The sequence below is a fragment of the Acinetobacter sp. 1542444 genome (assembly GCF_000581835.1).
GTDB classification, from domain to species: Bacteria; Pseudomonadota; Gammaproteobacteria; order Pseudomonadales; family Moraxellaceae; genus Acinetobacter; species Acinetobacter pittii.
Window position 1 is genome coordinate 22,106 of record NZ_JEYA01000002.1, and the last position, 16,543, is coordinate 38,648.

The window sequence follows — 16,543 nt, forward strand, 5'->3', positions numbered from 1 at the left end:
TTTAGACATTATTTTATTATGAAATTAGTGACAGTTATTGAGCTAAGTAAACAAACTGGTCTTACAAGATCACAGATTTATTATCTTAACAAAGAACACAACCTGATAAATTCAGAAGGAAAAATAAATTTAGAAGATGCTCTCAATATTATTACGGCATTAAAGATCAAAAAAACAAAAATAACTAACGAAGAAAATTTTAGACAGATTTTAAACATGTTAAATTTGCAAATTATTGCTCTCGAAAAACAACTAGATTTAGCAAATGAACGTGAAAAAAGCTACATTGCCGAGCTTGCAAGCTATCGACAGCATTTACTCTCGAAAATTACCCAAAACTCATCAACGCATGAGAGCGATGTGAAAATAGAGCTAGAAAATAAGGGAGTTAATACAGACCAAAGCTATCGAAAACCGATGCAAACTGAGGGCGAAATTCAAGCTCCTATAGAGTCATGCCTGAGCATCAATAAAGAAACAAAATCAGTAAATGAGGAAGAAAGCCACCCTACACCTACAGAATCTATCTGCAATGAAATGCCCTTAACCGAATCAGAAAGTGGAGATACTGAACTGACCAGATCAGAAAAAGAAATGACTGAGCAAAATGCTGATGTGCTCATTGGCACATCCTTGCCAACTCAAAGTGGCAGAGACCTATTACTAAATCTAAAAAAACACAGAAAATCTCCAGCCCAAATAGCAAAAAAAACTAAGCCGGCAAAACCCATTTATCTTGATCCCGCTTCTAACAAGCAAAAAGCAGCGCTCTCTATTAATCAGCCAATTGGAGATCAAGAAAACCTCAATAATGAAGATTCTTCATAATTCTGAGCAATAAGAACCAGACCAAAAAAGTAGGTGTGCAGTATCTTTAAATAGGAGTTTGTTCTATAAGAAACAACTTAAACTCAATTTATGGATTATCCAATTCCATTTTCTGAACTTAAATTTTTATTCAACAAAATCAGAACACTTTCCACTTCAACCAAAAGAGTCAAATTTCCACGCAGTAAATTTAAAAGATATAAAAATACCTCTTTTATAGAGGTATTTTTATATCAATGAATAAAGATTATAACTTCCATTTTTCAGCTTTCTTACTTAGAAGTTAACCAATTCAACCCGCTCAATAATTAAAGCAATTACCTTGCCCTATGCTAATGCATAGTCAATACAAGATATAATCCAAGATTCCACCTCTTAAAAAAATCTTGGCACATAGTTTTAAGCTATAAACATAGCACTAGTTTGATTAAAAAGAAGCTTTTTCACATTTATTAAAACATTCGTTTAGTTAAAAATCACCTTCTCTCACTGAAGATGGATGCCTATTTAAAGCCATTACTTCAATTTTCATGTAAGGATAAAGTGGTAAGCCTTGTAATAAGTTATGTAGCTCTTCATTGCTTTCGACATCAAAAATGCTAATGTTTGCGTACTGCCCTGTTATTCTCCATAAATGGCGACATTTACCTTGTCTTTGAATTTCTTGTGAATAAGCACGTTCTCTTGCTTTGATATCTTCAATTTCCTGCTCAGATAAATGGCTAGGTAAAATCACATCTTTTCGTACGTAAAATAGCATTAGTTCTTTCCTTTTAAATAACATGTTCAATAATCAATGCAATTCCTTGGCCTACACCAATACACATTGAACACAAGGCATAACGACCACCTGTCTGTTCAAGCTGGTTTAAGGCTGTGGTGACTAAGCGTGCACCTGACGCACCAAGTGGATGGCCCAAAGCAATTGCACCACCGTTTGGATTTACTTTGTTGCTATCGTCTGGCAAGCCTAAATCACGAGTCACTGCCAAAGCTTGTGCAGCAAAAGCTTCGTTAAGCTCAATCACATCCATCTGATCTAAAGTCAGGTTGGCTTGTTTAAGTAATTTTTTAATGGCTGGGGCCGGAGCAAAACCCATAATACGTGGTTCTACACCCACTGCTGTTGAAGCAATGATCTTGGCACGCGGTTTTAGGTTGTAAGCTTGAACTGCATCATCAGAAGCAATCAGCAATGCTGCTGCACCATCGTTAATGCCTGAAGCACTCCCCGCAGTCACAGAACCATCTGCTTTGACAACAGGTTTAAGTTTGCTTAAAGCTTCAAGGGTGGTCGATGCACGTGGATGTTCATCGGTATCAATCACAACAGCATGGCTCTTACGCTGAGGGCATTCAACTGCCACGATTTCTTTAGAAAAAAAGCCTTTGGCTTGCGCGCTTGCGGTGCGTTGTTGGCTCACCAAGGCAAACTGGTCCTGATCTGCACGATTAACGTTAAACTGTTCAGCCACGTTTTCGGCAGTCTGGGGCATGGTGTCTACACCATATAATTCTTTAAGTTTAGGGTTAATGAAACGCCATCCCATGGTGGTGTCTTCAATCTTCTGGCTACGGCCAAAAGCACTGTCAGACTTACCCATCACATAAGGTGCACGGCTCATGCTTTCTACACCACCTGCAATCACCAAGTTTGCTTCACCAGCTTTAATGGCACGGGCAGCAATAGCAATCGCATCGAGTGAAGAACCACACAAACGGTTAATAGTCGTCGCTGGTACTTGATACGGTAAACCTGCAAGCAGTGCTGACATACGGCCCACGTTACGGTTATCTTCACCGGCTTGGTTCGCACAACCATAGATCACATCATCGACCTGTTCCCAATCTACATTCGGGTTACGCTGCATGAGAGCTTTGATCGGCACAGCACCAAGGTCATCGGCACGGACAGGAGCAAGACCACCGGCATAACGGCCAAATGGAGTACGGATGGCATCGATGATATAAGCGTTTTTTAATGTCATTTCCCTACTTCCTTACCCTTGAGTCGCATCAATCAAAGTTGCACCAGTTAAAGCCTGTAACTCATCAAAGCTAAGACCTTCAACTTTCTCGATCACCTTTAAACCATCTTTAGTTACATCAATCACACAAAGGTCAGTGTAAATGCGGTCAACGCAGTGTTTACCCGTTACTGGATAGCTCAGCTCAGCCACAATCTTCGGTTCACCTTGCTTGGTCACATGGTCTGTAGTGATAAATACTTTTTTAGTACCTACCGCCAAATCCATCGCACCACCTACCGCAGGAATCGCATCCGGTGCACCCGTGTGCCAGTTGGCCAAGTCACCATTCGCAGCAACCTGAAAGGCACCGAGTACAGCAATATCAAGGTGACCACCACGCATCATCGCAAATGAGTCGCCATGGTGAAAAAAGCTGCCGCCTTCAAGCATGGTCACAAACTCTTTACCTGCATTAATCAGTTCAGGGTCTTCTTCACCTGCCGCTGGCGGTGGGCCAAAAGCCAATAAACCATTTTCAGAATGAAGAAAAATATCTTTGTCGTTAGGTAAGTAGCTTGCAATCTTAGTCGGTAAACCAATACCCAAGTTCACATAGGAACCATCTGGAATATCTTGTGCCACACGTTTTGCAATCTGGTCACGGCTGAGTTTCTGGTAGCTCATGTTATTTCTCCTTATTGCTTACTGTGCGGGCTGTACTTGTACAACGTGCTGTACAAAAATACCTGGTGTGATGATGTGTTCTGGATCTAGGCCACCTAGCTCAACCACTTCAGAAACCTGAACAATCGTGACATCAGCAGCCATGGCCATGATTGGGCCAAAGTTACGTGCAGATTTACGGTAAACCAGATTGCCCCAGCGGTCGCCCTTGTAAGCTTTAATCAAGGCAAAGTCAGCCTTGATCGGATACTCAAGCACATAATCTTTCCCATCAATCTCACGGGTTTCTTTACCTTCAGCTAAAAGTGTCCCAAAGCCTGTTGGTGTAAACACAGCGCCTAGGCCCATACCCGCTGCCTGAATACGACACGCCAGATTACCTTGCGGTACCACTTCAAGTTCAACCTTTCCGGCACGATACAGCTCATCAAACACATAAGAGTCTGACTGACGAGGGAAAGAGCAAATTACTTTTTTAACTGAACCGGCTTTCAGCAATTTCGCCAGACCATAATCACCATTACCGGCATTGTTGCTGACAATGGTTAAGCCTTTAACACCGAGTTCAATAAGACCGTCAATGAGTTCAGCGGGTTGTCCTGCGGTACCGAAACCACCAATCAGAATGGTCGCGCCATCTTTAATCTGCGATAGAACCTCGCTAAGTGTGGACTTACTTTTGTCAATCATATGGAAAAGTCTCTTAAAACCGTAATACACAAAATCGATTGGAAACGAACGTTCTTAAACGTTCGTTTCTTTAAGGAACAACTATGATTTTTTCGCGAATTGTTGTTTAGCAAATTTACCAATGGCCTCCGCTAAAGCTTTCGGTTGCTCTGGAACCAAGGCGTGTCCTGCATTTTTAATTTCTACAATAGTCACTCGATCACCTAAAGCACCTTTTAAAACACCTCTTAAAGGTTTAGGCGCAACTGTGTCGTATTCTGGTTGAATATCTAAAATTGGTGCTTTACCAGCAGCAAAATAATCATCTACAGGAGTGTTATTACGCGCATAACCTTGTGCATCGTGTGCTTCGTGGTGCCAACCTGTTAGCCATACGCGCGGATCATTCATTGGCGCAAAGAATGCACGTTTTAAATATTCAATACGCTTAGCTTCTGGAAGCTCTTCATTTCCAGCATTATCAATTGCCTCACGAATTTCGGGGCCGATTGGTTTACCTTTATACCCTTCAGGCACTTTACCTGCGGAAGCGCCTGCTAACACCACCCCTTTAACCAAATCTGGACGTTGTGTTGCGACCATACGGGTTGGGAAATTGCCCCATGCATGGCCAACTACAATTGCAGGACCAGCTTTAAAATGTTCGATCACTGCTGCTACGTCATTTCCATAGTCTTGAATATGCAGTTTTTCCATTGGACCACGGCTTAAACCAATTCCACGAACTTCAGGTCGAATCACTCTAAAGCCTTGTTTAACTAAATCTTGTGCAACTACGTCATAGTCACGTACAGAACGCCCTAGTGACGACATAATCACAATGGTTGGCCCCTTGCCTTGTACGTAGGCTTGAATAGAGACATCACCATACTTCACCATCTCATAAGGCACATTGCTTACCTTAGAGGCAGCTGCCGTATGCGTTGCTGGTGTAACGTTTGTTTGCTTTGCTTCCGTAACCGTTGCTGTGGCTAATAATATTGCTGTAGATAAAATAGCTAAGGTTTTGTTCATCTTAATCAACTCCATGTTTTAGATGATTGTGGTTTAAAAATTAAATAAGCAGCTTTAAAACAACTAATTGGCTGAATAAACTTGTTTGGAAAATTGAGCTATCGCATTTGCCATCGCTTCTGGTTGTTCAGGCACCATCGCATGACCTGCATTTTTGATGACCTGCTCAACAACTCGTTCTGGTAAATACTCTTTCATCACATTCTTGACGACAACGGCGTCGTACTCTCCTTGTAAATCAAGGATTGGAACCGTTTTTCCACCTGAAAAATATTCATCAATTGGCGTCACAATTCGTGCATGCGCTTCAGCAGCATGGTTTTTTTCATACCAACCGTTTAACCACACATGTGGATCATTCATAGGTGCGAAGAAAGCTTGTTTTAGATATGAAATACGTTGTTCTTGAGGAAGCTTATAATTGCCTGCGTTATCAATTGCATCTCTTAAACGCCCATACGGTTTTTCAGTTGAATCTTTAGGTAACTTACCTGCTGAAGCAGCGGCCATGACAATACCGCGAACCAGATCTGGTCGATCAGCAGCAAGCATACGTGCAGGCTGACTTCCCCAGGCATGTCCAACGACTACCACTGGACCAGTTTTTTCAGCATCCAAAACTAAAGCAACGTCAGCAGCAAAATCGTGGAGAGTTAAATTCTCTAAAGGCCCTGTACTGCCATTGATGCCTCTAGGTTCAGGACGTATAACTTTAAAGCCCGATTTTGCGAGATAATCTGCAACAACATCAAAGTCCCTAGCACCACGACTTAACGAAGGAAGTAACACAATGACAGGTCCCTTTCCTTGTACATAAAACTCGATCGAAACATCACCTTGCTGGATCTGCTTTTTATGAACAGAGAAATTTGAAATTAAATTTGCTTGATCCATATTAGATTCAACTCCATCAAGACTTGAGCAACCCATCAGGCTCAACGATGTCGATAAAATTACAGTTAAGTATTTCTTCATGGTGATTCCTCACTTGCCAATTGGTTCTAAACCACTGTTGGTCAAAATACTTGCTGCTTGTTTAGACTTTAAAAACTGTACAAATTGAGCTGCGATTTCTGGATATTCAGCTTTTTTTGAAATAACCGATGAAAACTTACTAACGTATTGCAAACTTTCAGGTAAAGGTGCGACAAAGGTAATCCCTTTAGTATGTTTAAGCTCACTAATCTGTTGCATTCCTACATCAGCCTGATGTTCAGCTAACACCTCTCCGACCAGTTTTTTACCCGGTACCTCAAGCCCCTTTGCTTGCATTTCCTGTTCAATATTCAATTTTTTGAATAATGTTGAGCGAATATAGACACCACTTGAACCTTGAGAGTAGGCAACTTTTTGGGCTGATAATAAGGCTGCCTTTAAGTCTGCTTCATTTTTTAATGGTGGTACTTTAGTACCTTTACTCACAGCCAAACCAATTTTTGAATTTGCCAATTCAGTACGACTAGATAAGTCAAAATTTTGACTTAATTCATTAGATTTAAGTGCATCATCCAAAATAATAGCCAAGTCCATTTTTTCATTGTTTTTAATTCGCATTGGTAATGATTCAGGAGACTTTCCGGCAGATGGCCCCCATTCGATATGAACCGTATTTCCAGTTAATTTTTCATACATCGGAATAAGGGTATCCATCGCACCATGAAAAGAACCAGAGGCAATAACATTTAATTGCGCTGCATGCGCTGGCACGACCATAGCAATTGATAAGCCCATTCCTGAGACTAGTTTTTTTAAACTCATTTTTACTTCCTTTTAAGTGAAGAAGCATTCAATCAATGAATACTTCATTGGTTTTAAAACATTAATTTTCTCTGAAATATAAATTCCGTGGATTATCGACAAATACGGCTTGTAGTAATTCAGGCGTATCGAGTACTTTTAATGCAAACTTTAAAAGCTCATCATCATGAGGAACCTCACCTTTTACATTTGGATGAGGCCAATCTGTTCCCCACACCACGCGGTTTGGTGCAAGTTTGATTAACTTCTGAACCCAATTCAGTGAAGCATCCCAAGTGCTGGCAGGTTGTCCATTCTGTGCGCGATCAATTCCGGAAATTTTTAGCCAATGCTTCGGATTAATCATGACTTGTTGCAACTTGTTAAAAGTATTTTCTGCATCTTGTGAATCAAGCAAATTAGGCCGTGCCATATGATCAATCACAATATCGACATCTATGTCTTGCCAAGCTTCAATCGCTGGGAAGATATCCTCAATTTTTCCGTGTATCTGAATATGCAATCCGAGCTTTGCAACTCGTTCAACCAAACCTCGTAATGCTTGTGGATCATGATTTCCAGGCAAATGCCCCATCATGTTAAAGCGAATGCCACAAATTCCGCCGTGCTTTAATTCAACAAGTTGTTCATCTGTAATATCGTGATCTACTAAAGCAACTCCTCGATAATTAAAGTTACTTTGTTCAATCGCATCTAAAATGATGAAGTTATCTGAACCATAGGCAACAGCTTGAACAAAAACACCGTGTTCAATTCCTAAACTTTTGTGTAATTCAAGCAACTGCTTAAATGTTGCTGGTTCAGGATGATATGCAGCATCTTCAGGTAATGGAAAACGATCAAAAGGCCCGTATATATGAAAATGGCAATCCCATGAACCTTTTGGCAAATTAAATGACATAGTACTTCCTAAACAAATCTTATTAGGTTCAACAAATATTCCATGTACCTCACATATTTGGAGTTACTCAGAATTCACCTTAATCACAACGTGCGGTCATTCCGCCATCGACCACAATTTCTGTTCCAGTAACAAAACGGGCTTCATCACTTGCTAGAAACAGAGCAGCAAAAGCTGTATCACGACCATCTCCCATAAAACCTGCGGGAATTCGTTTTAAACGACTTTCAAGCAATTGATCGACATCACCGCCAGTACGTTGTCCTGCTAAACGGACCTCAACCATTGGAGTATGTAATTGACCAGGTAGTACCGTATTTACTCGTATTCCTTTAGGGGCATATTCGACGGCTGTGACTTTTGATAGTTGAATAATCGCGGCTTTACTTGCGGCATAAGCAACCTGTGGAGAACCTGTAAAACGGATTCCAGAAGTTGAAGCCGTATTTACAATCGACCCACCGCCCTGTTGCTCCATATATGGAATGGTGTGCTTACAAGTTAAAAAGACGCTTTTTAAATTTAGGTCGAGCTGTTTGTTCCAAGCTTCTTCTGATAACGCGACAGCCCCACCAGCGGCAGAACCACCTACGTTATTCACTAAAATATCGACACGACCATATTTCTCTACACAGGCTTCAACCATGGTTTGAACTGACTCACTGTCAGTCACATCACATGCAAAAGGTGCCACTTCACCACCGAAGTTTTGAATACGATTTAAAGTCTCTTGCATTGCATCAATCGAACGGTCTACAGCAAAAATTTTTGCCCCTGCTTTTGCAAAAAGTACTGCCGCTGCACGACCATTACCCCAACCCGGACCAACACAACCGGCACCCGTAATGATTGCAACTTTATCTTTCAAACGTCCTTGAGGATTAATTTCATCAAACATATTAAATTCCTGCTTCTGGGGTTGGTAATTCAGGAGTTACACCTGCTGGGGGTGGAACTTCGAAAACATTAATCGTCATAGAGATCAGGGTGTAATAACCTGCAATCGCGACTAAATCGATTAATGTATCTGTTCCAAGTAATTGCTCTATTTCTCTATAGGTCTGTTCAGAAACCCTTTTAGTTTCATGAAGCTCACAAATGAACTGATAAATTAATTGTGCATCTTTATGAATAAATGCGGGTTGCTCACCTAAACGAATTGCTTCAATGACGTCTGTACTTAGGCCAGCCTCAATTGCGTAAGGTTTATGGGCAGCCCATTCATATTCAGCCAGCCAGTGTCTACCCATTAGTAAGATGGCTAATTCACTCAAACGCGGCTCTAAACAACTATCGTATCGGCAATATTGACCAAGACTTTGTGCCAAATTGGCTAACTTCGGATGATGCAACCAGATCGCTAAAGGACCTCGCACCCCTTTACGTGGACCGCTTGCAATTGCATCGAATACAACTTGTTGTTCAGCAGTTAAATGTTCTGGGTCTATCGCTTTTAAACGCATGTCTATTCTCGATATAAGAAGTTGAGATAATTAATGAGATTTATCTAAAACTTGACTTGATTGATTTGAATCAGAAGCTAATGGTGTCTCTACCAAAGAATCTTTCGCCCGTAGCAAACTACGTTTAGGTCTCTTACCTGTTTGTTTTTCAAAAGCATCAGCATCGAAAGCATTTTCCCAACGAGCAACCGCATAGACTGCAAGCGTGTTGCCAATAATGTTGGTAATTGCCATGATAGTTGCCATAATTCGGTCAACACCAAATAACAGTCCCAAACCACCTAACGGTAAAGTTTTTACAGACTGTAAGGTCGCCGCCAACTTAATAAAGGCGCCGCCAGCGACAGTAGTTCCACCTTTCGAGGTAAAGCTCAAGATTGCTAATAAAACCAGTTGGTCGATTAAGCTCAAAGGTGTGTCAGTTGCTTGTGCAATAAAGCCCACCGCAATTGCCATATATAAAGCTGTGCCATCTAAATTAAAGCTATAACCTGTAGGTAATACGAACCCGACAACAGCCTCGTCACAACCCGTTTTTTTGAGCTTTTCAATCAGTTTTGGGAAGGCAACTTCACCCGATGCTGTACCGAACACCAAAAGTATTTCGTCGCGAATCACTTTTAAAATGGTGAGAAAAGGTAGACCAATAATCCATGTCACTGCACCAAGGGCAAACACCATAAAGAAGAAGCATGCTGCATAGAAAACACCAATTAATTTCATTAAATAAATGAGTGTTTCACCGCCGTAACTACCAATTGCAGCCGACATCGCACCAAATGCACCGAGCGGAGCAAGTTTCATAATAAAGCCCAGCATCTTGAACAAGATGGTTTGCGCTTCATCAATTCCTTTAACAATTACAGAGTCTGGGCCACAACATAAATTGATAGCCATACCCGCTAAAATCGAAACAACCAATACTTGCAATACGTTTCCGGTCGCAAAAGCATCTACGATGGTGTGCGGAATCATATTTAAGAAGAAATCAACTGCCGAAAGTGTTGCTGAACCTTTTGCCGCATCAGGTTCGGCTAAATCGGTTGCATGAAGTCCTGAACCGGGCCGCAACACATTGACAAATACAAAGCCAATCAGCATTGCTACAGTTGTTAGCACTTCAAAATAAATAAGTGACTTAACACCCAAACGGCCCAGTTTTTTCATATCTTTAATATGAGTTAAACCATGAACCAAGGTAAGAAAAATCAAAGGAGCTAAAAGCATTTTGAGTAAAGCAATAAATGCTTGACCTAATGGCTTCATTGCCTTTGCCCATTCAGGAGAGACTAAACCCAAAATAATGGCAGCAATAATTGCAATAATTACCTGCACATGTAGTTTTTTTAACATGTCGAATTCCTATATCGAAACTTTAAAATGCTTGTGCTTGAACACATCCCTGCATTTTTTGGCAAACGAATCCCCTATAAACAACATTCATATGTGTTTAGATTTAAATTTAACGGGGGGTTCAATTGTCTAGAGTGATTAACTCATCGAAAAACTAGATTTAAAAGATAATCTGTCATAGAATCAGTCCTTAATCATATTTTTCCAAATAAACCTGATCAATCCTATTTGCTAGACCAGGTTAAAAATCAACAATAATATCAATAACTTTTGACCAAAAAATTGATATATTTTGATAAAGCATCACGTAAATAAGAACCTTATCTATAACTTTCCATACAAGTTCCGTTCATTACGTCTGAATTCATTGTTATATAATCACCATCTTTATGGAATAGGATTTAGGCACTATCAGATATGAATGAAATTAATATCGAACAAATCGACTTAAATCTTTTGAAGTGCTTTGAAATCCTATATGAAGAGCAGAATGCTTCGCGTGCAGCGGAACGTTTAGGAATTACTCAGTCTGCGGTCAGTGCATCTTTAAGACGCCTTAGGGATATTTACCAAGATCCACTTTTCCAACGGACTGGTCGAGGTCTAGCACCCACCACTAAAGCCCATGCTTTAAAACCATTGGTCAGCAATGCCTTAAATATTTTTAGAGAAACACTGATATCTCTACCAGATAATACCAATACATTACAGCAAAGAATTATCACTCTTGGTATGTCAGATGATTTTGAAATTGCATTTGCACAAAAGATTATCGAGCAAGTTAGATTAAAATTTCCGCATTATAGAATCGTGATAAAACAGACATACATGCATATTATTGCTGAAATGTTAGTAAAACATAATGTTGATATTGGAGTGACTTCTGGTGGTATTTACTATCACTCTTTGTACCGAGAATTAATGGTTTTAGGTGATTATTCTTGTTTAGTAACTCACGCTGAAGATGCTGTTGATCTGACCTTGGAAAAGTTTTTAGGTTTTGAACATCTATTAATTTCTAATACAGCACAGATCGGAATAGTTGACGAACATTTAACAAAATTAAATAAAACCAGACACATATTTGCATCCACCTCTCATTTTGCAGCCATTCCTTGGTTATTAAAAAGAAAAGGAACCGTTTGTACACTTCCAACCCACGCTGCAAGAAAAATTTCTGAAATTGTACCTTCACTGATTTATACAAAATGTCCAATTTCGATCCCCACCTACCCAATGGTTCTTTCATGTAGAAAAACATCCCTAAAGGACAAAGCAATATTGGATGTTCAAGAAGTGATTAGATCCGTTATTAATAGTTATAAATAAGTCTTTTTAAATGATACTTACCTTTGAGAAAGGTGACACCAGATAAACTGAAATTAATTTTTCAAATACAGTTTAGTTAACTAACTTAAGCTAAACAATATCAATCTATAACTCAAATAGTACCTTTGATATTCGTTGACTATATTTTAAATTTTTAACTTTTTCTAAACAAAAATATTTTTGTTAAAAAATTATTAAGCTCCTTCATTGTCTTTCACAAAGGCAATATATAAATTTATAAAAGTAAAATCCGTATTTCTTTTTAATTATATAAATAGAAAATTAAACTATCTAAAATAATTTTTTAATTTCCTATCCGTTTAAAATATCTAAATAATCTGCCCACTTTTGCAGCCAAATTGCACATTCTTTTTCATAAGTATGTAAATTATAAGTTCCTTCAATTCCCTTTTTAGAGTGACCAATCACAGCTTCTGCAACATCTGTAGGGCAACCAAATCTTGAAAGATTTGTTCTTAATGTTCTTCGCAAATCATGAGGATTCCAGTCCTCCATATTTTTAGGCCAAAGTTGATAAGGTTGTAAATTATGATTAGTAGCTCTATCTTCCCCTCTTAATACCCATTTTGTTTCAGTTATAGTCTTTTGCGCAATTGGTTTACCAGTTCGAAATGACGGGAATAAGTAAGGACTATTTAAACTTGGAAGCATTTTTAAATGCTCTATACATTGTTTGGATAATTGTACAAAACGCTCAGTACCATTTTTCGTAGCTTTTAAATGCCACGTTGCTTTTTCAAAATCGAAATCTTTCCATTCAGCAGAACAAATTTCTCCAGTTCGAGCACCAGTCCAAAGTGCTATCATTAAGATACTTTTATGATGTTTCGAAAAACCCGATTCAGGTAACCAAGCAAGCACATGCTTTAACTCAGAGTCAGAAAGTACACGAGTGCGTTTACTGGATGTCAGTTTAACTCTTGCCTGTTTTAAACTCGATTTGGCAAGTAAGGCTGGATTAGCAAAACTTTCGGAAAAGTAATCTAAGGCAATTGCATAATCGTATGCAGCAATTAACTCTGATAACACTCTTCCAGCTTGAACCTGCGCACCTCGGTCAATAATTTTTTTTATTAACTCTACAATGTCTTTTCTTACTACGTTGTCGGCAAGTCTATCTCCTAATGTAGAAACTACATCAACATATAGGGTCCTTCTAGTCTCGTGCTGACCTTTTAAATTACGGGACCCTTTAATAATTTTCTTAATTCCAGTGCGTTGATCCGTAATTATTCGATCTTCAATTACATCTGTTAAATAAATATCAACTACATCTTTTAAAGTTAAAGTTTTAATAACACATATGGAATTTTTCTGTTTAATGAGGAGCTTTTCTTCTTTACGCTCCGATGCAGGACAAATGCCTTGAGATCTTAACAGTTTTAAACGTTGAAGCTCTATTCGTGCTTCTGCTAGAGACATATAAGGATAATTACCTAAAGTAATCTTCTTTAATGAATTATCAATTGGACTTCTATATCGGTAAATAAAGCTTTTAAGCCCTGTCTTTCCACAAATCACTCTTAAACCAGTATATTCCCCAATATCACTTTTAGGTGAGTCACCGATTTTCATTTTATCTATTGCACGAGCTGATAAGGCAACTTTCTTTTTGTTGTTTATTTCCTCATTCATTTTTGGAATCCTTTTTGTCAATCAGTCTCAATTTGTTAATATGGCAACCGTGAGAAACAAAGTGAAGTTCTCACACACTGTTGACTCAATTTTGACACAAAAAAAGGTACACTAAAAGGTACACTTTTTTCTTAGATTAGGTCAGATTTGCATAGAAGTTGTTAGAATTGGTTGGACAGCCAAACTTTCAAAGTTAACTTATTTATTATTTAAATTTAAGGATTTAACATACATGAATAGCACAGAAATAATGGCTGACTTATCTTCTCACACACCTATGATGCAGCAATATCTCAAAGTTAAAACGGACTATCAACATGCGTTGCTGTTCTACCGTATGGGTGACTTTTATGAACTCTTCTTTGAAGATGCTCATTTAGCAGCCAAACTTTTAGGCATTACCTTAACCCATCGTGGCAAAGCCAGTGGCCGACCTATTCCAATGGCAGGTGTTCCCTATCATTCGGCAGAAGGTTATTTGGCGCGTCTTGTTAAAGCTGGGCGCACGGTAGCTATTTGCGAACAAGTTGGAGAAGTAACAGGCAAAGGCCCTGTTGAACGTAAAGTTGTTCGTATTCTGACCCCGGGTACATTAACTGATGATGCATTACTCAGCAGTTATCAATCATCTAATCTCGTTTCATTGTGCATTCATCAAAACCAGATCGGTTTTGCTTTACTCGACTTAAGTGCAGGCATTTTTAAAGTTCAACAACAAGATTACAAGCCGGAACAATTGCCTATTGAACTTGCGCGTTTAATGCCAAGTGAAATCTTGATTGATGAAGATTTGGTCGACACCAATATTATCGAACAAATTAAAAAGCATTTAGATTGCCCTGTTACTAAACGTCCAAATGTAGACTTCAATCTAAATAATGCACAAAAAACCTTATGTGACCAGTTTACGGTATCAACCCTTTCAGGTTTTGGTTTAGACCCATTACCTTTAGCCAAAGCTGCTGCCGCTGCACTTATTCACTATGCAAAAGAAACCCAAAAAACTGCATTACCGCATATTCGTTCAATCCAACTTGAACAAAGTACCGACTTTATTGCGCTCGACCCAATTACACGTCGCAACTTAGAAATTATCGAGCCATTATTTGAACACGGAACATCATTATTTCAACTGATAAATGATTGCCAAACTGCAATGGGGGTCGTTTATTAAGCCGCACACTCATGCAACCTGTGCGTGATACTGCATTGCTTGATGCTCGTTTAGATGCGATTGAGCAACTCATTCAGGGATATCACGAAAACCCAGTTCGTTTAGTGCTTAAAGAAATTGGTGATATTGAACGTGTGCTTAGCCGCGTTGCGCTAGGCAGTGCGCGACCACGTGATTTAGTGCAACTTCGTCATGCATGTGCACAAATTCCAGCTTTAAGAACGGCGTTAACTCCAGTCATTCAAGCGAAGAAATCTAAGTTATTAGTTCAACTAGATGAAGAACTTGGAGACTTCAAAGCGCTTCATCAACATTTAATGGCAGCTATTGTTGAAAACCCACCGGTATTACTTCGTGATGGCAATGTAATTGCAGAGGGATATGATGCTGAGCTTGATGAATTACGCCAAATTCGTGATCATGCAGGTCAATTCTTAATTGATCTAGAAATTAAAGAGCGTGAACGTACAGGCATTAATACCCTTAAAATCGGCTATAACCGTGTAAGCGGTTACTACATTGAACTCACTCGTGCTCAAGCAGAACAAGCACCAGCCGACTATATCCGTCGTCAAACTTTAAAGAATGCTGAACGCTACATTACCCCAGAGCTTAAGAGTTTTGAAGATAAGGTCCTGTCGAGTGAGTCGCGTGCACTCTCTCGTGAAAAAGCATTATTCGAAGCTTTGCTTGAAAACCTTCGCGAAAATATCGCTCACCTACAAATGATGAGCTCGGCAATTGCTCAAATTGATGTCATTGCAAACTTTGCTCATCAAGCACGTTTAAACAATTGGGCGCGCCCTGAATTTACTCCAGAAACGGGCATTAAAATTCAGGCAGGTCGCCATCCTGTGGTTGAAGCATTAAATAAAGCACCATTTACACCAAATGATACTTTCCTTGATGCTCAGCACCGCATGGCAATTATTACTGGTCCAAACATGGGCGGTAAATCAACTTTCATGCGCCAAACGGCATTAATCAGTTTACTTGCTTATTGCGGTAGCTATGTTCCAGCTAAAGCCGTCAAACTTGGTCCAATTGACCGAATTTTTACCCGTATTGGTTCAGCCGACGATTTATCTACAGGCAAATCTACCTTTATGGTCGAGATGACAGAAACTTCGCAAATTCTTCATCATGCCACCAACCAGTCGTTGGTGTTAATGGATGAGGTTGGCCGCGGAACCAGTACTTATGACGGTTTATCTTTAGCATGGGCATGTGTGGTCGACTTAACCAAGCGCGTAAAATGTTTATGTTTATTCGCGACTCATTATTTTGAATTGACCGAACTTGGTAGTGAAGCAGGAATTGATAACTATCATGTCACGGCGCAAGAGCTGAACGGCAATCTGATTTTATTACATAAAGTTCAGCAAGGCCCTGCAAGCCAAAGTCATGGTTTACAGGTCGCAAAATTAGCGGGTATTCCTGCCAATGTTATTAAAGAAGCGCAGAAACGTTTGCGCATTTTAGAAAAACAGCAGCAACAACATCTACAAACCAGTTTTCAAAATGATTTGTTTGCTCCACCAGATGCAAACTCTGGTTCACAAATCATAGAGAAAGTTGTCGAGATCGAAGTTTCATCCCCTGCTCTAGATTTGCTTAAGCAAATTGAAGTCGATAACTTATCGCCTCGTCAGGCGCTTGAACAACTCTACGAGTTAAAAGCTGCACTCAAATCTTAATAAAGCACTTCCGAATAAGCAGGCTT

14 protein-coding genes and 1 pseudogene are annotated in these 16,543 nt (G+C 39.5%); 3 read left to right on the top strand and 12 right to left on the bottom strand.

All coding sequences use genetic code 11. From position 1 onward, the window contains the following. Positions 1 to 18: 18 nt before the first annotated feature. Entirely contained in the window at positions 19 to 828 is an 810-nt protein-coding gene (locus tag J580_RS09045) for a hypothetical protein (RefSeq protein WP_050675746.1), read from the top strand. Between the two features lie 469 nt (positions 829 to 1,297). Here the strand turns inward: J580_RS09045 and catC are convergent, their stop codons facing one another. The 11 genes from catC to J580_RS09100 all read right to left on the bottom strand — a co-directional run bounded on the left by catC (position 1,298) and on the right by J580_RS09100 (position 10,661). Next, a complete protein-coding gene (gene catC, locus J580_RS09050; RefSeq protein ID WP_032003887.1) occupies positions 1,298 to 1,588 on the bottom strand; it encodes a muconolactone Delta-isomerase in 291 nt (96 codons plus the stop codon). A 13-nt stretch (positions 1,589 to 1,601) separates the two neighbouring features. Then, entirely contained in the window at positions 1,602 to 2,816 is a 1,215-nt protein-coding gene (pcaF, locus tag J580_RS09055) for a 3-oxoadipyl-CoA thiolase (RefSeq protein ID WP_032003888.1), read from the bottom strand. A gap of 12 nt (positions 2,817 to 2,828) precedes the next feature. Beyond that, positions 2,829 to 3,482 carry a 3-oxoacid CoA-transferase subunit B gene (locus tag J580_RS09060; protein WP_032003889.1) on the bottom strand — a complete coding sequence of 218 codons (654 nt, stop codon included), beginning with the start codon at positions 3,480 to 3,482 and terminating at the stop codon, positions 2,829 to 2,831. An 18-nt stretch (positions 3,483 to 3,500) separates the two neighbouring features. Then, complete coding sequence (locus J580_RS09065) at positions 3,501 to 4,172, bottom strand: 3-oxoacid CoA-transferase subunit A (RefSeq protein WP_032003890.1); 672 nt, start codon at positions 4,170 to 4,172, stop codon at positions 3,501 to 3,503. Positions 4,173 to 4,253: 81 nt separating this feature from the next. Next, entirely contained in the window at positions 4,254 to 5,186 is a 933-nt protein-coding gene (locus tag J580_RS09070; RefSeq protein ID WP_032003892.1) for an alpha/beta fold hydrolase, read from the bottom strand. A 63-nt stretch (positions 5,187 to 5,249) separates the two neighbouring features. After that, a complete protein-coding gene (locus J580_RS09075; protein WP_228131060.1) occupies positions 5,250 to 6,161 on the bottom strand; it encodes an alpha/beta fold hydrolase in 912 nt (303 codons plus the stop codon). A gap of 9 nt (positions 6,162 to 6,170) precedes the next feature. Further along, positions 6,171 to 6,944 carry a substrate-binding domain-containing protein gene (locus tag J580_RS09080; protein ID WP_032003894.1) on the bottom strand — a complete coding sequence of 258 codons (774 nt, stop codon included), beginning with the start codon at positions 6,942 to 6,944 and terminating at the stop codon, positions 6,171 to 6,173. 61 nt (positions 6,945 to 7,005) lie between these two features. Further along, positions 7,006 to 7,845: an amidohydrolase family protein gene (locus J580_RS09085; protein WP_032003896.1), complete on the bottom strand. Its 840-nt coding sequence runs from the start codon at positions 7,843 to 7,845 to the stop codon at positions 7,006 to 7,008. A gap of 79 nt (positions 7,846 to 7,924) precedes the next feature. After that, entirely contained in the window at positions 7,925 to 8,743 is an 819-nt protein-coding gene (locus J580_RS09090) for an SDR family NAD(P)-dependent oxidoreductase (protein ID WP_032003897.1), read from the bottom strand. A gap of 1 nt (position 8,744) precedes the next feature. Next, positions 8,745 to 9,308, bottom strand: coding sequence for a carboxymuconolactone decarboxylase family protein (locus tag J580_RS09095; protein WP_032003899.1), 564 nt, complete (start codon positions 9,306 to 9,308; stop codon positions 8,745 to 8,747). A gap of 30 nt (positions 9,309 to 9,338) precedes the next feature. Further along, positions 9,339 to 10,661, bottom strand: a complete 1,323-nt coding sequence (locus J580_RS09100) for a cation:dicarboxylate symporter family transporter (protein WP_032003900.1) — start codon at positions 10,659 to 10,661, stop codon at positions 9,339 to 9,341. Between the two features lie 417 nt (positions 10,662 to 11,078). Here J580_RS09100 and J580_RS09105 point away from each other — a divergent pair, with 417 nt between their 5' ends. Further along, the gene (locus tag J580_RS09105) at positions 11,079 to 11,990 is read left to right on the top strand and encodes a LysR family transcriptional regulator (protein ID WP_032003901.1); all 912 of its coding nucleotides are present in this window, start codon (positions 11,079 to 11,081) and stop codon (positions 11,988 to 11,990) included. Positions 11,991 to 12,302: 312 nt separating this feature from the next. Here J580_RS09105 and J580_RS09110 read toward each other — a convergent pair whose 3' ends face one another. Next, the gene (locus J580_RS09110; protein WP_032003902.1) at positions 12,303 to 13,646 is read right to left on the bottom strand and encodes a tyrosine-type recombinase/integrase; all 1,344 of its coding nucleotides are present in this window, start codon (positions 13,644 to 13,646) and stop codon (positions 12,303 to 12,305) included. 232 nt (positions 13,647 to 13,878) lie between these two features. On the opposite strand from J580_RS09110, the pseudogene mutS reads away from it, so the two are divergent. Then, positions 13,879 to 16,517, top strand: a pseudogene (gene mutS, locus J580_RS0104100) (DNA mismatch repair protein MutS). Positions 16,518 to 16,543 lie beyond the last annotated feature (26 nt).